Origin of the sequence: Olivibacter jilunii, from assembly GCF_900607235.1 — a bacterium.
Taxonomy (GTDB): domain Bacteria; phylum Bacteroidota; class Bacteroidia; order Sphingobacteriales; family Sphingobacteriaceae; genus Olivibacter; species Olivibacter oleidegradans.
In genome coordinates this window covers 276240-300589 of the sequence record NZ_LR027855.1, presented here as the reverse complement: position 1 = coordinate 300589, position 24350 = coordinate 276240, and the positions used below count along the sequence as shown (strand labels likewise).

The window sequence follows — 24350 nt, the reverse complement described above, 5'->3', positions numbered from 1 at the left end:
CTTACTAAGAAATTTCAATAAGGCGAGGTGCTTTTTTCTTTGCTTCCTCTTTTTTTGGAATGGTTAAACGTAACAAACCATTTTCGTATTGAGCACCTATTTTATCTTCATCAACGACGTCTTTGGGTAAAGTAAAACTGCGTTGGAATGACTGATAACTGAACTCCCTTCGGCTGTAGCCGTCCTGCTTATCTTCTTGCTCATGCTTTTTACTTGAAGAAATGGTCAGGGTATTGCCATCAAGCTCTACCTTAAAGTCATCCTTGCTCATGCCGGGAGCTGCCATTTCAACTTCAAAATTGTCATGGGTTTCCCGGATGTTTACCGATGGGATTGTTGTTTGCGTGGATGAATAATTGCTATTGTTCCAGTCAAAGAGATTGCTGGCAAAAAGATCATCAAAAAATGCCGGAAATGATGGAAAATTACTTCCGTTTCTTTTAATCAGTGACATAAATAACCTCCTTTTTTAAATTTAATTATTTATTTACCAAGAAAATGAAACTATTTCTACCTAAAGCTATCAAGTAATATACCAAATCGTTGTATAGGCGATCTTAGGTCAATTTGGCGGCTTTAGGTAGTAAGGCAATTACGTTGAAGGACAATTTGACATGTGGAACGGCTAATATCTGATAATGTTTATGTTGCGTTCATCCGTTCTTATTTATAATTTTATCAAATGGAAAAACTAAACTGGCCAATTATAACGCTTTTTGTAGGAATATGCTCCTGCACAGGATCTGATCATTCGCTCGTACCTATAAAGGGTACTTGGAAATTGCTGTCTGCCACCGTCGTTACAGGCAAAGACAGCGTTACGACCGATTATAGCAAAGGGACAAGTATGATAAAAATTATTAACGATTCTCACTTCGCCTTTTTAAGACATGATGAAAATACACCTAAAGATTCGTCCCATCATTTTGACGCCGGCGGTGGTAGATATACGCTGAAAGGAAATGCTTATACCGAATATTTAGACTTTTATGCTAATCGAAATTGGGAGGGTAATACCTTTAATTTTCAAGTTACTATTCTTAATGATACACTCGTGCAGAAAGGAACGGAAAAGGTGGAAAGCGAAGGCATTAATCGTGAGATTATCGAGCGATATGTGCGTGTTCAGTAGAATCTTCCAAACAATTGCAATCACACAGTTAGGAACATTTTAGGCTAATTTGATTCGTATGTCTACACCGTTCTTATCGATCCAATTTATGGTGTTGTTGGTTGCTTCTGCTTAAGTTTAGTGATCAATGAAAGGGATAAATTAGTCTCCTTTGCGATTTCAGCATCGGAAAAGCCGTCTTTTTTCATTCCTCTGGCAATAGCCATTAGTGTTTTGATGAAAGGATGAGCGGGATGTACACTGTTGTTGGTTATAACAGATCCTATTGTTGAACTTACCATAACAAAATCTATTTGGTACGTTTCAAAGGTAAAGCTTTAGGATGAGAAACCTAAAATGGCATTTTGTATTTGTGTTTTTTTTGCGTAAAAATGTATATGTATGTGAAGATGAGTGAAATAACTGTGGAAAAGCGGTCCCTGAATCAATCATTACAATCAACACTTACGGTGATTTTTTAAAGGCTTATCGAATAGATTTGGAGCATAATAATCTATCTTTGTTCTCCTGGGCAATACGCTACATGGGGAATTACAGGTGATATTTAACCATTTTACTAATATAAAGCTGCATGAAACACTGTTTTTTTTACGGATTAGCCTTTCTTTTACTTAGCTGCAAATTGAGCGCGCAAACTGACAAAAGTTACGTCTCCGACGACTTTACCATTAAAAAGGTAAAAGATAATGTTTATGAACACACCAGTTATTTGTTAACAGACGATTTTGGGAAAGTGCCCTGCAATGGTATGATTGTTTATGATGGAGGAGAGGCCATTGTTTTTGATACACCAACCAATGATTCTATAGCCGACATTTTGATTGATTGGGTTAAAGATAGTTTGGATTGCACAATAGTAGCAGTTATTCCAACCCATTTTCATGATGATTGCTTAGGCGGTCTGGCGGCCTTTCATAAGAATCGAATTCCTTCTTATGCTAGCAATAAAACAATAGCTTTTGCCAAAGCAAAAAACCTGATCATGCCTCAACATGGTTTTCATAAAAAACTCGAACTAAAAGTAGGTGAAAGAAAAATTATTGCTGAATTCAATGGTGAAGGACATACGAAGGATAATATAATAGGTTATTTCCCAAGTCGAAGAGTTATGTTTGGAGGTTGTTTGATTAAAGAAATGAATGCTTCAAAGGGATATCTGGGAGATTCAAACGTGGAGAGCTGGTCTGAAACGGTTATGAAGATTAAACAAAAATATCCTGAAGCAGAGCTAATCATTCCGGGGCACGGAAAATCGGGAGGTCAGGAATTGCTCGATTATACCATAAATTTATTTAAGCAATAGGACGCATTCATCTATTTAAGAATCTTTCAACTTTTAGAACAGCCTTTTAGCTGTTGCAATGGACTCGGATTCCAAATAAAATCAAATTTGGTTTTACTAATAATATTAGTAACTTTGCTAAAGTTTTTGGTTTTATGGTTTAGAATCCTGATGCGTACATTATCAAATAGAGCAGCTATTATTGCCCAATTGCAAAAGGATATCCTTCTTTTAGAAGGGTTCAAGCCGACATTAGACGATTCAGGTTTTCATGCCGGGCTTGAACCCATAAAAGAGGCCTTTCCCAACGCTCGTTTTCCCACGGGAGCGATACATGAGTTCATCAGTATGTCCGATGAGCAGGCTGCCGCAACCAGTGGATTTATATGTGGGATTTTAGGAAAACTTATGCAGCAAAGAGGCCTTTGTGTTTGGATTAGCTCTTCACCAACACTTTTCCCTCCGGCATGTAAACTATTCGACATCCTACCTCATCATCTTATATTTATTCACCTGAAGCGAGAACGTGACATTTTATGGGCGATGGAGGAAGCTTTAAAATGTAACCGACTAATTGCTGTTGTAGCAGAACTACAAGAGATTAATCTTGTGGCCTCCAGGCGTTTGCAACTTGCGGTAGAACAAAGTCAGGTCACAGGGTTTGTTTTTCGTCATAAGCCTAAAAATTTAAATAATACAAGTTGCATTTCCCGATGGAGTATTTCTCCGCTGGCTAGTGGGATGGAGGAGGACGGTATACCGGGAATTGGATTTCCCCGTTGGAAGGTCGAGCTGCTTAAAATACGGAACGGACGACCGGGAAGTTGGCAGATGGAATGGAGCGCTAATTCCTTTAAATTAATAACAAAACCGAAATATTCTGTGCATGAGCGATTATTGAAAAGGGGGTGATATGCAACAACGTTTTGTTTTCATATGGCTTAAGTATTTAAAAACAGATTGGTTTAGCATTCACAAACCGGAATTGAGTGGAAAAGCATTTGTGCTAGCAACGCCTCAACGAGGACGTATGGCTATCACAGCTGTTAATCGTGAGGCGATGACACAGGGAATCAAAGTGGGGATGGTAGTGGCAGACGCAAGAGCTATCTGCCCCACTTTACAAGTGTTGGACGACCGGCCTGATTTATCTGAAAAGTTATTGAAAAGCTTGGGTGAATGGTGCCTTCGTTACACGCCTGTAGTTGCTATTGATTCACCTGATGGTTTAGTTTTGGATATTAGTGGTTGTGCACATCTATGGGGAGGTGAGAGTACCTATCTCAAAGCCATTAAGATGAGCTTTAAAAAACAGGGTTATCACACACGGATGGCAATGGCAGACACAATAGGTGCGGCATGGGCCATAGCTCATTTTGGTTGGGAAAATGCAATTATACCTCCGGGGGAGCAGAATACAGCTTTGCTTAGGTTACCTCTTTCAGCCCTTCGTTTATCTTCAGATTTGCTTATTCTCCTTCAAAAGCTTGGACTATATAAAATTGCCGATATTATCCATTTCCCCTCTGCTTCTTTAAGAAGACGCTTTGGAAATGAAATAGGCATTCGTCTTGACCAAGCGTTGGGTCATGCATTAGAAAATGTGCAGGCAATACAGCCTATTCAACCTTATCAGGAGCGTTTACCTTGCTTAGAACCCATTATAAACGTTAGAGGGATTGAGATAGCCTTGAAAAAGCTATTGGACGGATTATGTGATCGCTTGGAGCGAGAGGAAAAAGGATTACGTACCGCATGTTTTATGGGATATCGTGTCGATGGTAAAATCGAAAAAATTGAGATAGAAACTAGTGCAGCCTCTCGTCATAGTCAGCATCTTTTTAAGTTGTTTGAACTTAAAATAGCTACAATGGAGCCTGCGCTTGGCATTGAGTTGTTTACTTTGGAAGCTAAAAAAGTAGAACATCTAGTAGCCGAGCAAGAAGTGTTATGGATAGAACGGGCCGGGGTTGGGCATGTAGAAGTGGCAGAGTTACTTGATAAAATAAAGACTAAGTGGGGTGATCATTGCGTAAAGCGTTATATACCGGAAGCGCATTATTGGCCGGAGCGTTCGTTCAAAACAACAAGTTCCTTACAGGAAATGCCAGGGATGGAATGGAGTCTAATACGGCCACGCCCCATCAGAATACTCACTAAACCGGAAAAGATTGAAGTGACTGCCCCCGTTCCTGATTATCCGCCCATGCTTTTTCGCTATCGAGGAAAAGTACATACTGTTAAAAAGGCTGATGGCCCTGAACGTATCGCTCATGAATGGTGGCTGGAAGACAACGAACATCGGGATTATTATTGTGTTGAAGACGCAGAGGGGCAACGTTATTGGCTCTTTAGGGTTGGACATTATAATGAAGGTAAATTGAACATCTGGTACCTTCATGGTTTCTTCGCTTAAGTGCATAAGCAAATGGCTGATTATACAGAATTACAGGTTACTACAAATTTCAGCTTTTTACGTGGCGCATCGCATCCGGAAGAGCTGATTGAGCAGGCAGCCCTTTATGGTTATAAGACCTTAGCAATTACAGACAGAAATAGTTTGGCAGGTATTGTGCGAGGGCATGTGGCAGCAAAGGCAAAAGGTATACGGATCATTCCGGCTTGTCGGTTGGATTTATTGGATGGTCCGAGCTTATTGGTCTATCCCACCGATATGGCTGCTTACGGCCGTTTGTCAACATTGCTCAGTACAGGCAATTTAAGAGCAGAAAAGGGAGCGTGTCATTTGTATAAAATGGACGTATATGCATTTAAAGAAGGTATAAAATTCGTCATTGTACCGCCTGATACGTTAAATGATGATCTGAATTTTGAACGGCTATTTATACAAAACGTGGAAGAGTACCGTATAAAATTAGGCAAGGATCTTTATTTGGCCATAACCAGATCTTATACAGGTGATGATATGAAAAAAATATATCGCCTTTCTCAACTTGCAAACCGATATGACATTCCCCTGATTGCAACTAATGACGTGTATTATCATAGCCCCGATCGCCGTGAGCTGCAAGATATTTTGACTTGCATACGGGAGAAATGTACTATTTATAACGCAGGATTTCGTTTACACCAGAATGCGGAGCGTCATCTCAAATCCTCGGAAGAAATGGAACGTATTTTTAGGCAATACCCGGATGCTATTTTACGGACTCAGGAAATAGTTGAGGCTTGCCAATTTTCATTGGATACATTAAAATATGTTTATCCGGAAGAAATTACAGAGGAAGGACGTAGCCCACTGGAAGAATTAACCCATCTTGCATGGTTAGGCGCTAAAAAGCGCTATGGTGAAACAATTCCTGACAAGATTAAAAGAAATATAGCGCATGAATTGGGGTTTATTGAAGAGATGAATTATGCTGCTTATTTTTTAACTGTATATGATTTAGTCCGTTATGCGAATGAGCAAGGAATTTTGTGTCAAGGACGTGGTTCAGCTGCTAATTCTACCATTTGTTATTGTTTGGGAATTACGGCAATTAATCCCGAAAAATTCGATTTATTATTCGAACGCTTTATTTCTTCGGCTCGAAATGAGCCTCCGGATATCGATGTCGATTTTGAACATGAACGCAGAGAAGAAATTATACAATATATTTATCGCAAATATGGAAGAGATCGTGCGGCCATTGTCGCTACAGTCACCCAAGTACATGAAAAAGGTGCAATCAGAGACGTTGGTAAGGCCATGGGGCTGTCAGTTGATACCATTAACCGTCTCGCGAAGTCGATTTGGGAATTTACACCTGAATGGTTTGATGAAAGACATATAACCGAATACGGGTTTGATGCCAGGGATCCCCATCTTCGAAAAGTTTTACAGCTTACGCAACAATACGTTGGTTTTCCTCGTCAACTTGGGCAGCATACGGGCGGCTTTGTCATTACCCAGGGAAAACTTTCCCACTTATGTCCAATCTTGAATGCCCGTATGGAAGATCGTACTTGCATCGAATGGAATAAGGACGATATAGAAGCGTTGGGTTTTCTTAAGATCGATGTTCTGGCCTTAGGAATGCTTACCTGTATCCGGAAGGCTTTTAATTTAGTTAAGCAGCACAAAGGTATCGATCTTTCATTGGCGAATATTTCAATTGACGAGAAAAATCCTAAAGTCTATGCGATGATCAGTCGTGCGGATACAATTGGTGTATTTCAGATAGAAAGCCGTGCACAACAATCCATGTTGCCACGTCTCAGACCTGAAAATTTCTATGATTTAGTAATAGAGGTGGCGATTGTACGACCGGGTCCTATCCAGGGAGATATGGTACATCCCTTTTTGCGGCGCCGTAGAGAAGAAGAAGCGGTGGAGTATCCTTCTCCGGCGCTTGAAGAAATTTTAAAAAGAACGTTAGGTGTCCCGCTCTTTCAGGAGCAAGCCATGAAAATAGCCATGGTGGCAGCGGGTTTTACGGCGGCAGAGGCCGATGAATTACGTCGCAGTATGGCTACATTCAAGGCTAAGGGAACTGTTACAAATTTTGAAGAAAAGCTGATCCAAGGTATGGTAAGAAACGGATATACCTTGGATTTTGCTAAGCGGATTTTTAAACAATTGGAAGGCTTTGGAAGCTATGGTTTTCCTGAGAGCCATGCCGCCAGTTTTGCCCTGCTTGTCTATGTTTCTGCCTGGATAAAATGTTACCATCCGGAAGTTTTTGCTTGTGCACTGCTTAATAGCATGCCTATGGGGTTTTATCAACCCGCTCAAATTGTAATAGATGCAGAAAGGCATGGCGTTACTGTATTACCGGTTGATGTGAACTATTCTTATTGGGATAATAGCTTAGAGGAAAAAATAGGCGAGTTTCATGCAATGCGGCTCGGTTTCCGTCAGGTGAAAGGTTTGCGGGAGGATGAAGTCGCTGTTCTAATTGACGCTCGGAAAACAACTTATACTTGTATTCACTCTATATGGAAAATTGGTGTGTTGCAGGTAACTTTGGAGAAACTGGCGGATGCTGATGCCTTTCAGTCGCTTGGCTTGGACCGTCGGCAAGCTTTGTGGCAGATATCGCTGCTGCGTCAAAGGCCAAAGGGATTGTTTATAGATCAAGGTCTTGAATACGAATCTAAAGTACAGATTGAATTGCCAAAAATGACCGCAGGCGAGCATGTATTACAAGACTATGCTTCCATGTCTTTGTCTTTAAAAGCGCATCCTGTAAGTTTTGTGAGGGAAAAACTACGCCTGCTTCATGTGTTGCCGGCTCAAGATTTAGCTGAGAGGAATGATGGTGTTACGGTAAAGGTTGCGGGTTTGGTGTTAGTACGGCAACGCCCCGGAACAGCAAGTGGGATCTGCTTTATAACATTGGAAGACGAGACTGGATGCAGCAACCTAGTGGTCTTTCAAAAATTATTTGAGAAATATAGAAAGGAAATCCTCAGAGCTAAATTGCTAATGGTAGAAGGAAAGCTTCAACGCGAGGGCGAGGTGGTACATGTTATTGTAAGACGTTGTTTTGATCTTTCAAGATTTTTGGGTCTACTAACAGCTCATGAAACTAATAAAGAATTGGGCCCCATCCATGATAAAGAAAGTCAAATTCAGAATATTTCACAGAAAAAGATCTTTCCTGAAGGAAGGAATTTTAAATAGAAAAGCCCGGCTTTTGGGGATACCGGACTTTTCATTTTTTAATCAACCTAAACCTACTCTTTTAGAAACAAAGGCTATGCCAAAATTCTTATAGAATGTCATATGTGAACCATCTCGGTAGCCAGCCCCGTCTACTCTAATATCTTACGGTTTATTTTCCAAGGCGATTACAATAGTAAACATTTTATGCTATTTTTAGGACACCTGCAAAAATTTGCCAAATTATAACGTTTTTTACTTGTTGTCCATAATAGCGCGATACCCTTATCCTCAAATTCAAAACATAATAAAAATCCCTAAATCGGTTAAAAGGAAACATATTTGCTCTAATCAATAGTGATGTATTAATGTGTTAATATATAACCGTATGAAACTGCATAGATTTGATCGAAATGCCTTAAAGGAGTGGAGAGATACAGGATATAAGCATGTGCATTTAACTCGGTCAGAAAATGTCGGTTTAACAGAGGGCTCCGAGAAACCTTTTATCTTATTGGAACCTTACTTAGACGACCGCGAAGCAAAGAAGTATGGAAGTGTAGTAGCCCTTACCTCAGCGGAAATAGAACAAATTATCCAAGATGATTCAGGAAAATATTATAAATAGATGTTTAACTATATAAATGGAGTAAGTTATGGCTTTAGTAAAAGTAATAGAAGTGATTGCTTCATCAGAAGTGAGTTTTGATGATGCTATAAAAAATGCAGTGAAAGAAGTCACAAAAACAATAAAAAATGTTGACTCTGTATATGTAAAGGATTTCAAGGTGCATGTGAAGGATGATCAGATAACAACATATGGCGCCGTTTGTAAAGTCTCCTTCAGAATTGACGAGGATAAGAGAAATCAGTCGCAATAAGCATTCATAAAATGGAGGTGTTATGCCAACTATTTGGAAAACTATGTGTAGAAGGGAAACGTCTTCCTTAAAAAATTGTTTACTTCGGTGGACGGTTTTTGTATATAGGAGCAATATGTTCTGATTAGTAACCTTTTTTCTTTGATAAGTTCTTGTTTTTAGTTATACTTCCTGCTGAAGGAATATACTATGGTGAAAAAAAGCATATTGAATTTTAAGATCAATCCGCCGGTTTTTTACTGCACCATCGGGTTCGTGTTCTTAAGCATCTTACTTTGTCTTATTTTTAAAGATTCGGTGGACGAATGGTTCACTAGAACGCAGTATATTATAACGGACAACCTCGGATGGTTTTTTATTATCACGGTGAATACTATTTTAGGTTTCTGTTTGTACTTGGCCTTCAGTAAGTTTGGAAATATAAGACTTGGTGGTGAAGAGGCAGAGCCTGAATTTAGCACGGTTTCATGGTTTGCCATGCTTTTCAGCGCAGGTATGGGAATCGGAATTATGTTCTTTAGTGTTGCTGAACCGGTCTCTCATTTTGCAAACCCTCCCAGGGAAGTATTAGACAGTTCTAGAAAGGCTATACAAGCGATGGAATACACAAGCTTGCACTGGGGTTTGCATGCATGGGCAATCTATTCAATTGTTGGTTTGGCCCTCGCTTTTTTTTCATTCAATCACGGGTTGCCGTTAACGTTTAGATCCTTATTTTATCCCTTTTTAGGCGAAAAAATTCACGGTTGGTGGGGACATGCAATCGATATCTTTTCTGCCATTGCAACTTTGTTCGGCCTTTCTACTTCACTGGGTTTGGGCGTTCAACAAATGAATGCCGGCTTGCATTATTTATTTGATTGGAATATGGCGATATCCACGCAAGGGATACTAATTTTTGTCGTGACATCAATTGCTACATTATCGGTTGTTTCAGGCCTTGACAAAGGGGTTAAACTCTTGAGTAATGGAAATATGGTTCTCGCTTTTTTACTTATGTTGCTCATTTTTTGTTTAGGACCAACTTTATCTATACTGAAGAGCTTTGTTCAAAATGTAGGTACTTATTTGGCAAATCTCGTGGAGATAAGTACTTGGAATGACGCTTATCAGGAAAGTGGATGGCAAAATAAATGGACAGTTTTCTACTGGGCGTGGTGGATTGCCTGGTCGCCATTCGTCGGAAGTTTTATAGCGCGTATATCAAAAGGACGTACGATTAAGGAGTTCGTTTTAGGTGTTTTACTAATCCCCGCGTTATTAACACTTTTATGGATGACTATCTTTGGAGGTACCGCACTTCATATGATCTTGCATGGAGACCTATCCATGATAACGGCCGTAAATGATAATATTTCAACAGCCCTATTTGTTTTTCTGCAAAAAATACGGTTAACGGCTATTTTGTCAACTATTGCTGTTTGTTTAGTTGCTTTTTTCTTTATTACTTCCTCAGACTCGGGGTCCTTAGTTGTAGATAATATAACATCTGGAGGAAAGGAGCATACACCAGCTTTGCAAAGAGTGTTTTGGGCCTTCTTGCAAGGAGGTATCGCTATTGTACTACTCTGGGGTGGAGGATTGAATGCCTTACAAACTGCGGTAATCATAGCAGGGTTGCCTTTCGCTATGATTATTTTGTTGATGTGTTATAGTTTACTTAAAGGCTTAAGTGAAGCGCATAGAAAACAGTTGAAAAAACAAAGATTGCATCAAGAAAAAAGCTATAAGGAAATTGTACAGGGATTGTTGGACAGCAACGATCCAATTCATGATAGAGAATAATGATAACAAAAGACAATAACAATGTGTTGATCGCAATGGATATGTCGGAGATGGACCAAGTGCTCGTCAATTATCTCTACGGCCTTTTGGATGTGTTATCTATAAATAAGTTATTTTTTTTACATAATATCCGTCTTCGTGAATTACCGAGCGAATTTAAACACCCATCTACTTTGTCCAAAATAAAGGAGCGCGTAAAGGAGCGAATAAAGCGTCAGTTGAAAGATGTAAGGCTAGCTTCAATTAGCCATGAGATACGTGTAGAAACTGCGGAGTTCAGTGAAAATGCTTTTGACCAAATAGCTAAACATGAGCGGATCGATTTGGTGATTTTAGGAAACAAGCAACATTTAGAGGGAAGTGGGGCACTTTCACAAAAACTCACACGGTTATTATCTAGCGATATTCTTTTAGTTCCAGAGACCGTATTTATTCAACCAAAGCGTATTTTGGGTACAATCGATTTCTCGAAATATAGTAATAGAGTTTATACCTTAGGAGAGGCATTTAGTAAAGGAATACCGGACGGTCGGTTTTCCTGTATTCACGTAGCAAAAGCGCCCGTTCACTTTTTCCTTGGATTGAATCAATCCGAAATTAATAGGCTCTTGCAAGAAGAAACCGAAGCGAAAAAGTCAAAATGGTTAAGGCAGTATCAGATAGAAGGCAAGATAGAGACTGTGCGGGCAGATGGCAAACACATAGCTTCAGCCATCCTTGCCCACGCTCAAAACTACAAGATGGATATGATAATTATGGGTGTAAAAGGAAGTTCAAGCCTGACCAATCTTTTTGTTGGCGGCGTTACAAATGAAATCTTTCATCATGAAACAAATGCCGCTATTTTAATCTTAAAAGATTATAAAGTCGAACAGAACTAACATTGGTGTATTTCAGAACGCATGCCACGTTTGGTTAGGATATTGAATTTGAGATCGCCTGGAGTATAATTCCGCATATATAGGCTCCATAAGTTCCGACCGCATAGCCTAAAACCGCTAATAAAACACCTACCGGAGTCAAATAGCGACTAAAAGCCGCAGCGACAATGGGGGCGGATGCGGCACCACCAATATTGGCCTGGCTTCCTACGGCTACAAAAAAGAAAGGAGCACGGATAAGACGAGCAACCAGCAACATAATGGTGATGTGACTCAAAATCCAGATAACTCCAACTAGAAAAAACTTTGGGTTATCAAGCAGTGCTTTTAAGTCCATGCTCATTCCGATAGTAGCAACTAGAATATATAGAAATAGCGAAGCGATGTTGGAAGCACCATCCTGTTCTAATTTACGTGCTTTTGTAAAAGATAAACCCATACCGAAGGTAGTAGCGATAATTACGAGCCAAAAAAAGCTGCTGGTTAGCGAATATTGAGCAGTTTGTGGATAATGGACTTCAAACCATGGAGCAATATAATCGGCAAATAAATGGGAAAGGCCGGTGGCACCGAAGGCTACTCCTAATACGATGATCCAACTTGATATCCCCGAAGATGAGTTTGGTTGGCTAGCGTGTAACTCTTCCATTTTTTCTTCTAAATCGGTGATGGCTGAGTTATCGGCCCGTAGCCAGCGATCGATCTTTTCTTTCTTTTGAGCACCATATAACAATAGCCCCATCCAAATATTGGCCACCAGTACATCTACAGCGATCATTTGTGCAAAAAGAGTCTTGCTGGCCCCGAAAACTTCAAGCATAGCTGCTTGATTGGCACCGCCACCTATCCAGCTGCCGGCAATAGTAGCTAAACCGCGCCAGGTTTCTTCTTCTCCGAAATGTAATATGTCCGGAAAAATAAATCCCACTACCATGAAGGCTAATGGGCCGCCTAGCATAACGCCCAAAGTGCCGGCAAAAAACATAATAACCGCTTTGGAGCCTAAGCGTTTGAGACCTTTTATGTCGATGCCAATGGTAAATAAAACTAAACTGGCTGGCAGTAAATAACGAGATGCAACACTATATAAAGCAGACTTTTCTCCTGAAATTAAATTAAATGTATTGAATAAAGCAGGAACAAAATAGCATAGTAGCACTGTGGGTATAATACTATAAAAGCGTTTCCAAAAAGGTGCTTGTAGTTTTGAAGTGTAAAAAACCAAAGCCAATACAGTCATTAATAGACCAAATACGACGGCATCGTTTGTTATTAAGGGGCTTGTACTCTGTGTTGTTTCCATCAATGGGAATAAGCTTTACTAGTTTTCAATATATGGTTCTATGGTGTCCCATGCCGGACTTTTTAATCCTAAACCTGGACTATTATCAACCTGGATTTCTCCATTAATGCATGGAAAAGCAACAAATGGATCGTTCGTGACACCTAAATTTCCGTCAAGATCAATAAATTCAGCCAAACTTCCTAATTGTGCGCCGGCAGCGGTTGCACATGATGTTTCAGACATGCAGCCAATCATCGTACGAAGCCCCTTTTTCCTAGCGGTTGTTAACATAGTATACGCCTCCCGGATTCCGGCCGATTTCATGAGTTTTACATTTACACCATGGTAAAATAACTCAGCATTGTCTATGTCCTTTAAGCGCTGAATCCCCTCGTCTCCAATAATTGGTAGGGCGCTTCGTCCTTTTAGCCATTCCATTGCGTCAAAGTTATTTTTAGGCATGGGTTGCTCCACAAAGATGACGCCCTGCGTACTCAACCAGTCAATTAATTTGGCCGCTTCTTCTTTATTTGCCCATCCCTGATTTGCGTCAATATATAAAGGTTTATCGGTTACATTTCGTATGGCTCGGATAATTGCTTGGTCGTCAGTTGTGCCTAGTTTGATTTTTAAATAATGAAAATCTTCCGCCTCGGTAACTCGCCTCGCCATAATTTCAGGGGTTTCAATACTAATTGTCTTTGCCGTATGGAGCTTACTGTTGGATAACCCGTATAATTCATGAATGGACTTACCTGTTATTTTTCCCCACAAGTCATGCAACGCCATATCCAATGCTGCCTTAACGGCAGGATTGCCTGTTTGCCTATTGTCTATATAGGATAAAATCGGGTCGATTGGTAAGGGAGAGCGAAATTGCGTCAATTCCAGCCGTTCTATGAAAGAAGTGGCGGTGTCTAAATTTTCACCGTAACGGGGAGGCATGGATGCTTCTCCGAAACCATCTATGCCATTATAGGAAATTTTGACAAGCATAATCGGAGTTCCTGTCCGGATGTTATCCGCAATTCGGAAAGGATATTCCATTTTTAAAAAATAGGGTTTGTAAGCTAGTTGGAGCATTTTTACAGTGAAAATACAGAGTTTAGTGAGTGTCGTTTGTGTTTTTTTAAGTCAAGATTGCTTGATTTGTTTTTTATTTAGGATTGCGTATAAATATCGATATTTTTTTGGAAAAAAACAGCTTATGTTATCAAGAGAAATTTCGCTTTATTTTAAGTTTTCTTCGATTTGTGCGCTTGCGGCTCGTTTCGTGAGTAATCATTATAAAATACGCATTTGTTTTGAACGGAAATTCAAAACAAATGAGGTGTTTTCTTATAAATTACTTGAAGTGAAAAATTCAACAAACAGAACATAATTTTGATTCTAATTGGATTTTAATGTTTTAAATAGGTTTTTGGTGTAAAAATTGCTATATTTGATAAGTAGTGGCAGGGTGGGAGCTGCCCTATGTAAGATACAGAAACATTTGATAACGCTAAATTAAATTGAGATGGTAAATTTTGTTATGCTCTTATTTGCAGGGCTTTTTGCCGATGTGAAAGGACAAGAAAATACCGGGGGATTCATAACCGATCAAAATGGAAAGTACGTCGTTTATCATCAAGAGAAAGCAATAAAACTTGACGATAAGCAGGATTTTCAATCGTATGTTAGTGAATTTTTTGACAAGAAAGCTGTAAAGTTGAACGCAGAAGGTCAGGAACGTGTAACGGTGGAAGGCAAAACGGCTTTAAAGAGACATGCTACAATTGGAAACTATGTGGCAGGAGCGGTAAATTATAAGCTGGTTTTTGAGAAAACAGGGGATGGCTATCGGTATTGGTTTACTGATTTATCTTACCAACCCTATATCAAAGATCGTTATGGCAAAGTGGTTCCTGCCAAAGTGAAGCCAATTCCGTTGGAGAAAGATATGACAGACATTAATCAGGGAAGCTGGAACAAACAACGTGAATATGCTTATCAAACCATAAGCACATTAGCTGAGAATTTTAATAAACATTTAAATCGGATTGATCAGCCTACCGTTGTGAATATTCCGCAGTAGCAGCAAGTATTACATTTTCAAATAATTGAAAAGCCAGATTCAGCGTACGAATCTGGCTTTTTTGTCAGTATAGACTGTCATACTGACCGTGTATGCTTTTTGGAACATTGCTTGTTGATGACTTTTCGTTCACCATTCAGAAATTATTAATTCAGATATATTATGCAAGAAAAAGGAAACATCTCAATTCATACCGAGAATATATTTCCGGTGATTAAGAAGTTTTTATACTCCGATAATGAAATATTTTTGCGGGAGCTGGTGTCAAATGCTGTTGACGCTACACAAAAATTGAAAAGATTGGCTTCTTTGGGCCAATATGCCGGCGAAGTAGGCGATACGACGATCGAAATTTCATTTGACGAAACGGCGAAAACGATTACGATTTCTGATAAGGGGATCGGTATGACAGCCGAAGAGGTGAAGAAATATATTAATCAGATCGCCTTCTCCGGTGCTACCGAATTCATGGAAAAGTTCAAGGAGGCTAAGGATGCTAATGAAATTATAGGTCGCTTTGGTCTTGGCTTTTATTCAGCCTTTATGGTGGCTGATAAAGTAGAAATTCAGACCCTTTCATATCAGGATGGCGCACAGGCTGCTAAATGGGTCTGTGATGGTAGTACTTCTTATGAAATTAGCGAGGGCGAAAGAACGACCCGCGGCACTGACGTAATCTTATATATTAATAAGGAATCTGAAGAGTTTTTAAACAAGGCGAAGCTAGACGGCATTTTAAATAAGTATTGTAGATTTTTACCGGTTGCCATCAAGTTCGGAACAAAAACAACGTCGGAACCGGACGGTGAGGACGAAGAGGGCAAACCGAAATATAAATCTGTTGAAGTTGATAATATTATCAATAACACAAATCCAGCGTGGACTAAAGCCCCTTCTGAGTTAAAGGATGAAGATTACCTAAATTTCTATCGCGAACTATATCCATTCTCCGAAGAGCCTTTATTTTGGATTCATCTTAATGTAGACTATCCTTTTAATCTTACCGGAATCTTGTATTTTCCAAAGATTAAGAACGATTTCGACTTACAGCGAAATAAAATCAAATTATTTTCGCGTCAAGTCTTTATCACGGATGAGGTGAAAGATATCGTTCCTGAATTTTTAATGCTTTTGCACGGTGTTATTGATTCGCCTGATATCCCACTGAATGTTTCGCGAAGTTTCTTACAGGCTGATAGTAATGTAAAGCGTATCAGTAATTACATCACCAAGAAGGTTGCTGATAAACTGAGCGAATTATTTAAGACTGATCGCAAGGGCTTTGAGGAAAAATGGAAAGATATTGGCCTTTTCGTAAAATATGGTATGGTTAGCGAAGATAAATTTGCGGAGAAGGCTAATGATTTTGCATTGGTTCAAAATGTAGACAAGGAATTCTATACCTTAAAGGAATATGCCGAAAAGGTAAAGGATATTCAAAAGGATAAAAATGATCAGGTAATTTACTTGTATGCAAATGATGCCGCTAAACAAGATAGTTTTATTTCAGGAGCTAAAACGAAAGGCTATGACGTATTATTATTGGATTCTCCGATCGATGGACACTTTGTAAGTTATTTGGAGCAAAAAACAGAAAAAACACAGTTAAAACGCGTCGACTCAGATGTATTGGATAAACTAATCCAGAAGGATGAAACAAAAGAACTCGCCTTAAGTGAAGAAGAAAGCACAACGGTCAAAAGTCTTTTTGAAAAAGCAATTAAGAAAGATAACATGCAGGTTGAGGTTACTGCCCTAAGCGTCGATGAGATGCCTGTAACGGTTACGATGGATGAATTTATGCGAAGAATGAAGGATATGGCACAGAATGGCGGCGGTATGAGCTTCTATGGCAATTTACCTGACAACTATAAGGTTTCGGTTAACGGTAATCATCCGCTAATCAAGCGCATTTTAACGTCTTCAAACGACGAAGAGAAGGAGAATTTGGCAAAACAAGCTTTTGATTTAGCACTATTATCTAATGGTTTGTTGACAGGGCCTGAATTGACAAATTTTGTTAAAAGAAGCGTGAGTTTAATTGATTAGCTTGACAGTCTTATTTAAATACTAGGAAGGGCGCCGGTAAAATGGCGCCTTTTTTATGTTGGAATTAATAATAAGTTAAACGAACTACCTCTGCAATTTTTTTTGCTAATCGGATAACTTGTCTGCAATATCCATATTCGTTGTCGTACCAAACATAGATGACCAACGTTTTGCCATCGTCCGAAACGATAGTAGCCGGACCATCAATAACACAAGTGTGGTTATTTCCTATGACATCACTACTTACCTGCTCTCTCGATATGGAATAATCAACTTGCTCCGATAAAGGACCAAATAAAGCTTCCGTTTTTAAGATGCTTTCAATCGTTTCTTTTACCACACTTTTTGATAACTGTAAATGTAAGATGGCCAAAGAGCCGCTTGGTACAGGTACGCGAACCGCATTGCCGGTCAGCTTTCCGTTCAGCGTTGGAATTACTTTGGAAATCGCTTTCGCAGATCCTGTTTCTGTAATTACCAGGTTGCTAGCTGCAGCTCGTCCGCGTCGTTCTTTCTTATGGAAATTGTCCAAGAGGTTTTGATCGTTTGTGTAGGCATGAATCGTTTCAATATGTGCCTTTTTGATCATGAAATGCTTGTTTATCATGAGCAGGACCGGCGCAACAGCATTTGTGGTGCAGGAAGCGCATGAAAAAACGCTTTCTTTTTTAAAGTCAATTTGGTGCTCATTGATGCCGGCAACGATATTCGGTATGTCGTCTTTCCCCGGCGCTGTCAAGAGCACTTTGGAAACCCCTTTGGCACGAAGATGTTTTCCAAGCCCTTCCCGGTCCCGAAAAGCGCCTGTATTATCGATTAATAATGCATTATCGATTCCATATTGCGTGTAATCAATGGTTTCCGATTCGGTGCCGGTAATCAGTTGAATAAATTGGCCGTTGATGATTAGGGCTTTTTTTTCGCGATTAATACTGACAGTTCCTTTAAAATCTTTATAAATGGAGTCGTATTTAAACAAATCAGCCCTTTTCTGCAAATCGCCATCTTGAAGGCCGCGTACAACGATTGCGCGAAGACGTAGTTGTTCGCCCTTCCCGGTTTGTGATATGATCTCTCTGGCTAACACCCGACCTATCCGTCCGAAGCCAAATAAAATCACGTCTTTTGGTGTTAGTTTTGCTTTATTTGAACCTATGTGCTTTGCCAGTTCCTTGGTAATGAAATCGTGTATGGAAGTGTATCGCTGATGTTGTTCGATCCACTTAAGCGTCAATATACCCAAATCGATTCGACTAGGAGCCAAATTGCTCGTTTTAATGGCCTTTGCGAGCTCTAATGTCTCATAAACGGAAATGTCTTTTTCTGTTATGTCGCGCGCGTATTGATGAATCGCAAGCGCTTCACTGCTTCCAATGTCGAATAATGGCCTTCTAAAAAGCATGAGTTCAATAGAACGTTCAAACGAAAGTTGTCCTACAGTAGTGATTAGCTGTAAAGCTGCTTTTTCTTTTTCAATCCAATTTTGAAATTCCGTTTGGTTTTGATTTGTCATTTTGAAATTTAATAAGGTTTATTTTTGACAAATCTATAAATTATTGTGATTTAAACCGATTGTTTTTGTCAATTTGATAAATACTGTCGGGTAGGCGGAATTAATTTTCCGTAAGACCGGAGGTATGATATTTGACCATCTTTCAATTGTAAACAAAAAAAGCAGCCAAAACGGCTGCTTTTCATATTTTTTACGAATTAAATTGAAGTATTTATCCTAGATAAGACTTCAATATTTTACTCCGTGAGGTATGGCGTAAACGTTGTAAGGCTTTATCTTTGATTTGTCTTACGCGTTCTCTTGTAAGGTTAAAGGTCTCACCAATTTCCTCAAGAGAAAGTGGATGATTGGATCCTAAGCCAAAGAATAACACGATGATTTCGCGCTCACGTTCCGTTAAGGTTGCTAATGAGCGTTTGATTTCCTCAGAAAGTGATTCGTCTATCAAATTGCTGTCTGTATTTGGATCATGATTCTCCAATACATCCAATAAAGTGTTTTCTTCTCCCTGAACAAAAGGTGCGTCCATGGAAACATGGCGACCGGAATTGCTTAAGGTATCAGAAATTTTGTCCACCGTAGTTTCTAAAATATCCGCTAACTCTTCAGGTGAAGGCTCGCGTTCATATTCTTGTTCGAGGCGCGAAAAGGCCTTGCTGATTTTACTTAATGAACCTACCTGATTTAACGGTAAACGAACGATACGTGATTGCTCTGCAATTGCTTGTAAGATAGACTGACGGATCCACCAAACAGCGTAAGAAATAAATTTAAAACCTTTGGTTTCATCAAAGCGTTTAGCTGCCTTAATCAATCCTAAGTTTCCTTCGTTGATAAGATCTCCAAGTGTTAGTCCCTGATTTTGGTATTGTTTAGCTACCGAAACCACGAAACGTAAATTGGTCTTAGTTAAACGCTCTAAAGCAGCTTGATCGCCCTCCCTGATTTTTTGGGCAAGTATTACTTCTTCTTCTGCTGTAATTAGGTCAACTTTACCAATTTCATGCAAATACTTATCTAACGATTGCGATTCACGGTTAGTAATCGACTGGGTTATTTTGAGCTGTCTCATTAATTATTTATATGCCCCTTTCTTTAATAAAGTGTGCAAAAGTACAAAAATTATTTTTCTTATTAACGAATGAAAAGCAAAAAAGTTGTCTGATTTTTAGGGTTTTATCCAGTTTTTTTTGCAGTATTTCTATAGCAAAAAACGAGCCAAATCAAACGTCTGGCAGTCTTTGTCACGAAGGTTAAGAGCGCTGCTTAGATATTATGAATCAGCTGTGACAAAATAGCTTTTAATTAACTAAGTCGTTACATAAATCATAGCGCTCATGCCGTCGAAGGCGAAAAATTATTATATGCATCTGCTCGATCGTAAATAGCAAGTAGTGTTGTTTTTGTCTGCGTTTTTATGCTTGTTTTTATAATAATATTGCATATTCGATTACTTATCTGTATTTTTATTTCGCATGTAATTGTCGCCATATTGTATAGCCTGAACAAACTCAAATTAAATGAACCAACGCTACTATTCGCTGGATGTTTTTAGAGGAGCAACGGTCGCCCTCATGATTCTTGTTAATAACCCCGGAAGTTGGAGCTACGCTTTTTCGCCCTTAAAACACGCACCTTGGCATGGTTGTACACCAACAGACCTGGTATTTCCTTTTTTTTTATTCGCAGTAGGTAATGCGATGTCTTTTGTGATCCCAAGGTTACGAACGCAGGCAGGCAAGGTGTTTTGGAAAAAGGTATTAAAGCGAACCATTCTTATTTTTCTAATAGGTCTTTTACTTAATTGGTATCCTTTTGTACAGTGGAGTAACGACACTCTTTTGTTTAAATATTGGATAAACCCGATTAAATCCGATAGTGGTATACGAATACTAGGTGTATTGCAGCGAATAGCACTTTGCTATTGCTTCGCATCTATCTTAGTGTATTTCTTTAAAACTAAAACAGTCGTTCTCATAAGTATTTTTATACTGCTTTCTTATTGGTTGATATGTATACTTTTGGGCGATTCCGACCCTTATAGTTTGCAGGGCTGGTTTGGTACAAAAATCGATGTGTCTATATTGCAGATTGCCCATATGTACAAAGGGGAGGGCGTTCCATTTGAGCCCGAAGGTATTGCCAGCACGTTTACAGCGGTTATCCAGGTTGTTATCGGATTTTTAGTGGGACAATATATACAAACCGGCACGAAAGCCATTGAAGGACCAATGCCTATCTATCGTACAGTCAGCACCTTGATGGTTACGGCTGCCTTGTTAACACTTGGAGGAATGACATGGGGATTGGCTTTCCCTATTAATAAAAAAATATGGACGAGTTCCTATGTTCTTTATAGTAGCGGATTGGCGATTACAGCTTTGGGCGTATTAATCTGGTTTGTAGAAATTAAAGGGCATAAAAATTTCGTTACGAAATTCTTTGATGTGTTTGGCAAAAATCCATTGTTCATTTTTGTAATGAGTGCGCTAATACCTAAAACACTGTCGTTAATGCGAATTGAAAATGGGTTTGACGAAACAGGTAATCCCATTTATACCTCGCCATTACGGTGGTTTTATACAGAAATCTGCGCGAAATTTCCCGGGCCTCCGGAGATTGGATCTTTTGTGTATGCTATTTGTTTTCTTTCCTTACTATGGGCTGTTTGTTACGTGATGGACAAGAAAGGAATTTATGTGAAGGTATAGCGTATTAGTCTCACACCCTCTGCCTTATGCCTTTCTTTTTTTGCTGGTAATTAACAGCATCAGTGCGGTTAGGCATCCATTTAGTAAAATCAGCTCAAATCCAACGGTATAACCAAGTGATTTTTTTAGCCAAGACTCAATGAGGTAGGAAAATACAGGGGAGATGAGGCAGATATAGGGAACTAATTTATCTTGTACCGATCGTTTAGATAGCATGCCAAAAGCAAAAAGTCCTAACAAAGGACCATAGGTATATCCTGCTGCAATGAAAATTGCGTTTACAACGGAGTCATTGTTGATTAGTCGAAAGAAGAGAATCACCACGAGCATGAGAAAAGAAAACACAAAGTGAACGATGTTCCTTGTTTTAACCAGTTTATGGTCGTTGGGATCTTCTTTTTTATTAAAGTTTAAAAAATCGACACAAAAGGACGTAGTAAGCGCTGTAAGGGCCGAGTCGGTTGTAGCAAAGGTAGCTGCTGTTAGTCCGAGCATAAAGATAATACCAGGTACAATAGCGAGGTGATTAAGGGCTATTTCCGGATATAGATGGTCCGGTGTTCTCAATTGGGCGATATCAATGTTGTTTTTGGCTGCATAGATGTATAGTAACGCACCGACAGACAAAAAAAACAGGTTAATAAATATGAAAATTGTTGTGAAGGTGAGCATATTCTTTTGCGCTTCGCCTATGGTTTTCATACTTAAGTTCTTCTGCATTAAATCCTGATCTAGACCGGTCATAGCGATGGTAACAAAAACACCGCCCAAAAATTGCTTCCAAAAATTCGCTTTACTTTCCATAAAGTCTTCCCAAAAGAAAATCTTTGAATAACTGCTATTCTTTACTGTTTCGATCGTTTCGAAAAAATTCAGATTTAAACTGTCGGCAATAAAATAAATCGATAAAACTACGGAAAGCAGTAAAAAGAAGGTTTGCAATAAATCTGTGATGATAATGGTTTTTAGCCCCCCCTTATGGGTGTACAGCCAGATGAGCAGTAGGCATATGATTATGGTAAGGGCGAAAGGAACATGCCAAGCGTCAAAAATAAAGCGTTGTAATACGATTGCTACGAGATAAAGCCTAAAAGCCGAACTGATCGTTCTCGAAATCAAAAAAATCATGGCGCCCGTTTTATAGCTATAAAATCCAAGTCGGTGTTCCAAGTATGAATAAATCGAAACGAGGTGCATTTTATAATAAAGAGGCAAAAGCACGAACGCTATCATGATAAAGCCGACCGCATTGCCCAATACAAATTGGAAATAACCGAAACTACCGTTTCCAACAGCTCCCGGGACCGATATGAATGTAACACCTGACAAAGCTGTACCTATCATTCCGAAAGCTACTACATACCATTTAGAGCTCTTGTTGGCGATAAAAAAGGTGGCATTGTCCGATGACTTTCTGGAAGTTAAATAAGCAATTAAGATTAAAACCCCAAAATAAATCAGAAGAAAACTAAGTAAGGTAATAGGCGACATAATTCGAAAGACGTTTTTGCATTTACATTATGTGATTTTAAATCGCTAGGACTGGTTTTATAGGTGCAGCATGTATTCTATAGCTTTCCTTACACTACCGTATTTTTCCAGTAATTCATTCGCTTTTTCCTGGTTAACGCCTGTTTCTTCCATTATAATACGAGTGCCTCTATTGAATAGTTTGGTGTTGGTTAGCTGCATATCCACCATTTTGTTTCCCTTTACTCTGCCCAGCTTAATCATCACCGAAGTACTTAACATGTTTAGCACGAGCTTCTGTGCCGTTCCGGCTTTCATGCGCGTTGAGCCCGTAACAAATTCAGGGCCTGTTATTACTTCAATCGGAAATTTGGCAATTTCTGCCATTGGTGTATTTGCGTTGCAGACTAGGCAACCGGTCGTAACTCCAGCTTCATTTGCAGCCTCTAACCCTCCAATTACGTAAGGTGTCGAACCGGATGCTGCGATGCCAAGCACTACATCTTTATTATTAATGCCATGTTCGCTCAAGTCTTTCCATGCTTGTCGTTTGTCATCTTCTGCAAATTCTACCGCCTTTCTGATAGCGGTATCACCGCCGGCTATTAATCCTACAATCCAATCAAAAGGAACACCGAAAGTAGGCGGGCATTCAGATGCGTCTAATATACCTAAACGTCCACTGGTGCCTGCACCGATGTAAAAAAGACGGCCACCTTATTCCATTCTTTCAACCGTAATTTTTACGAGTGCTTCGATCTGAGGGATCGATTTTCTTACCGCTTCCGGTACGGTTTGATCCTCTTGATTAATATTGGTTAATAACTCGTTAACCGACATCTTTTCCAGGTCGTTGTAGTAAGATTCTTTTTCAGTTGTATTCTCCATCGTTATTATTAACTATTACAGTCAAAAATCCACACAGCTAATATATGCATTTTTATGCGTTTTTATGTGTATAAAACTAAAAAACATGCATACGGCTATTTCAACAGTTCATCTATTCTTTCGAAACGATATCCGTTATCTAATAATGTGTTTATTAAGCTAGGTAATCTATTGTAAAATTTGTCCTTCCTATGTGGTCCTACGCCTAAATGAATTAACATAATAAATCCCTTCAGTTCATGTATGTCTTGTTTCATAAAAGAAAGAACGGACTCATATATGACTTCTGACGAGCGATATCTTTTACCCATATCGGGCGTTGTATAGTCAGCTGTTGTCAGCGTTCCGGGCGTAAAGTTAATTAATTGTAATCCATGATTACTAGTCCATTCACTTATTTCTTTATTGTACCATTCGTATGGGGGTAAGAATAGGGGGGCTTTGGTTTTATCAATGCCAAATCTTTTTAATTTGTAATAAACCTTAGAAAGATCTTGATCGAAAGTGCGCCGATCAATTAATAAGCTGTCTCTGTTTGTCCAGTCGCAATAAAGCAAATGTTGGTCTGAATGGGCACCGATATAATGTTGATCTTCCAGCATTTTCAAAATCAATGGCTCGTTTATTGGATTGTCCAAAAATCTGCCCGTTAAAAAAAAAGAAGCTTTAATGTTCTGCTGTTGCAATTGGCGAAGGATAGTTGTTGCCCCTTCTGAGAATTCGTCGGCCGAGAATATTAAAGCTATCTCTTTGCGACTACAATCACCTCTGACTATAGCGCCATAGCGATCCAA

General features: G+C 39.3%; 20 protein-coding genes and 1 pseudogene. 12 read left to right on the top strand and 9 right to left on the bottom strand.

Annotated elements, in window-relative coordinates; translation table 11 throughout:
* Window positions 1–4: 4 nt before the first annotated feature.
* Window positions 5–454, bottom strand: coding sequence for an Hsp20/alpha crystallin family protein (locus E0E36_RS22685; RefSeq protein WP_013666503.1), 450 nt, complete (start codon window positions 452–454; stop codon window positions 5–7).
* A 228-nt stretch (window positions 455–682) separates the two neighbouring features.
* Here E0E36_RS22685 and E0E36_RS22680 point away from each other — a divergent pair, with 228 nt between their 5' ends.
* Window positions 683–1132, top strand: a complete 450-nt coding sequence (locus E0E36_RS22680) for a hypothetical protein (RefSeq protein WP_130857862.1) — start codon at window positions 683–685, stop codon at window positions 1130–1132.
* 86 nt (window positions 1133–1218) lie between these two features.
* Here E0E36_RS22680 and E0E36_RS22675 read toward each other — a convergent pair whose 3' ends face one another.
* The gene (locus tag E0E36_RS22675; RefSeq protein WP_130857861.1) at window positions 1219–1413 is read right to left on the bottom strand and encodes a hypothetical protein; all 195 of its coding nucleotides are present in this window, start codon (window positions 1411–1413) and stop codon (window positions 1219–1221) included.
* 290 nt (window positions 1414–1703) lie between these two features.
* Between E0E36_RS22675 and bla the strand changes: the two genes are divergently transcribed.
* The 8 genes from bla (at window position 1704) to E0E36_RS22635 (ending at window position 11566) form a co-directional block, all read left to right on the top strand.
* Complete coding sequence (gene bla / locus E0E36_RS22670; protein WP_130857860.1) at window positions 1704–2435, top strand: subclass B1 metallo-beta-lactamase; 732 nt, start codon at window positions 1704–1706, stop codon at window positions 2433–2435.
* A gap of 150 nt (window positions 2436–2585) precedes the next feature.
* Window positions 2586–3326, top strand: coding sequence for an ImuA family protein (locus tag E0E36_RS22665; protein WP_242627370.1), 741 nt, complete (start codon window positions 2586–2588; stop codon window positions 3324–3326).
* 1 nt (window position 3327) lies between these two features.
* Window positions 3328–4830 carry a Y-family DNA polymerase gene (locus tag E0E36_RS22660; protein WP_130857858.1) on the top strand — a complete coding sequence of 501 codons (1503 nt, stop codon included), beginning with the start codon at window positions 3328–3330 and terminating at the stop codon, window positions 4828–4830.
* Window positions 4831–4842: 12 nt separating this feature from the next.
* On the top strand, window positions 4843–8040 hold the full coding sequence (locus E0E36_RS22655; protein WP_130857857.1) for an error-prone DNA polymerase: 3198 nt from the start codon (window positions 4843–4845) through the stop codon (window positions 8038–8040).
* A gap of 367 nt (window positions 8041–8407) precedes the next feature.
* Window positions 8408–8647 (top strand): hypothetical protein, encoded by a 240-nt coding sequence (locus E0E36_RS22650; protein WP_130857856.1) that lies wholly within the window; start codon window positions 8408–8410, stop codon window positions 8645–8647.
* A gap of 28 nt (window positions 8648–8675) precedes the next feature.
* A complete protein-coding gene (locus tag E0E36_RS22645; protein WP_013666510.1) occupies window positions 8676–8900 on the top strand; it encodes a dodecin family protein in 225 nt (74 codons plus the stop codon).
* Window positions 8901–9089: 189 nt separating this feature from the next.
* On the top strand, window positions 9090–10685 hold the full coding sequence (locus E0E36_RS22640) for a BCCT family transporter (RefSeq protein ID WP_130857855.1): 1596 nt from the start codon (window positions 9090–9092) through the stop codon (window positions 10683–10685).
* Complete coding sequence (locus E0E36_RS22635; RefSeq protein WP_130857854.1) at window positions 10685–11566, top strand: universal stress protein; 882 nt, start codon at window positions 10685–10687, stop codon at window positions 11564–11566. Before E0E36_RS22640 ends, E0E36_RS22635 begins: the two co-directional genes overlap by 1 nt.
* A gap of 34 nt (window positions 11567–11600) precedes the next feature.
* Here E0E36_RS22635 and E0E36_RS22630 read toward each other — a convergent pair whose 3' ends face one another.
* The gene (locus E0E36_RS22630; RefSeq protein WP_130857853.1) at window positions 11601–12869 is read right to left on the bottom strand and encodes a DUF819 family protein; all 1269 of its coding nucleotides are present in this window, start codon (window positions 12867–12869) and stop codon (window positions 11601–11603) included.
* Window positions 12870–12887: 18 nt separating this feature from the next.
* Entirely contained in the window at window positions 12888–13898 is a 1011-nt protein-coding gene (locus tag E0E36_RS22625; protein WP_198140270.1) for a dipeptide epimerase, read from the bottom strand.
* Between the two features lie 469 nt (window positions 13899–14367).
* Between E0E36_RS22625 and E0E36_RS22620 the strand changes: the two genes are divergently transcribed.
* Together E0E36_RS22620 and htpG are read left to right on the top strand one after the other, a co-directional pair.
* On the top strand, window positions 14368–14925 hold the full coding sequence (locus E0E36_RS22620; protein ID WP_013666515.1) for a hypothetical protein: 558 nt from the start codon (window positions 14368–14370) through the stop codon (window positions 14923–14925).
* Between the two features lie 162 nt (window positions 14926–15087).
* Window positions 15088–16974: a molecular chaperone HtpG gene (htpG, locus tag E0E36_RS22615; RefSeq protein ID WP_130857852.1), complete on the top strand. Its 1887-nt coding sequence runs from the start codon at window positions 15088–15090 to the stop codon at window positions 16972–16974.
* A 64-nt stretch (window positions 16975–17038) separates the two neighbouring features.
* Here htpG and E0E36_RS22610 read toward each other — a convergent pair whose 3' ends face one another.
* Window positions 17039–18487 carry a glyceraldehyde-3-phosphate dehydrogenase gene (locus tag E0E36_RS22610; RefSeq protein WP_130857851.1) on the bottom strand — a complete coding sequence of 483 codons (1449 nt, stop codon included), beginning with the start codon at window positions 18485–18487 and terminating at the stop codon, window positions 17039–17041.
* A 211-nt stretch (window positions 18488–18698) separates the two neighbouring features.
* On the bottom strand, window positions 18699–19559 hold the full coding sequence (locus E0E36_RS22605; RefSeq protein WP_013666518.1) for a sigma-70 family RNA polymerase sigma factor: 861 nt from the start codon (window positions 19557–19559) through the stop codon (window positions 18699–18701).
* 448 nt (window positions 19560–20007) lie between these two features.
* Here E0E36_RS22605 and E0E36_RS22600 point away from each other — a divergent pair, with 448 nt between their 5' ends.
* Window positions 20008–21198, top strand: a complete 1191-nt coding sequence (locus E0E36_RS22600; RefSeq protein WP_130857850.1) for an acyltransferase family protein — start codon at window positions 20008–20010, stop codon at window positions 21196–21198.
* Between the two features lie 24 nt (window positions 21199–21222).
* Here the strand turns inward: E0E36_RS22600 and E0E36_RS22595 are convergent, their stop codons facing one another.
* The 3 genes and pseudogenes from E0E36_RS22595 to E0E36_RS28080 form a co-directional block, all read right to left on the bottom strand.
* The gene (locus tag E0E36_RS22595) at window positions 21223–22689 is read right to left on the bottom strand and encodes a sodium:solute symporter (RefSeq protein ID WP_130857849.1); all 1467 of its coding nucleotides are present in this window, start codon (window positions 22687–22689) and stop codon (window positions 21223–21225) included.
* 57 nt (window positions 22690–22746) lie between these two features.
* A pseudogene (gene murQ / locus E0E36_RS22590) lies at window positions 22747–23556 on the bottom strand (N-acetylmuramic acid 6-phosphate etherase).
* 95 nt (window positions 23557–23651) lie between these two features.
* Window positions 23652–24350 carry a polysaccharide deacetylase family protein gene (locus E0E36_RS28080; protein WP_242627369.1) on the bottom strand — a complete coding sequence of 233 codons (699 nt, stop codon included), beginning with the start codon at window positions 24348–24350 and terminating at the stop codon, window positions 23652–23654.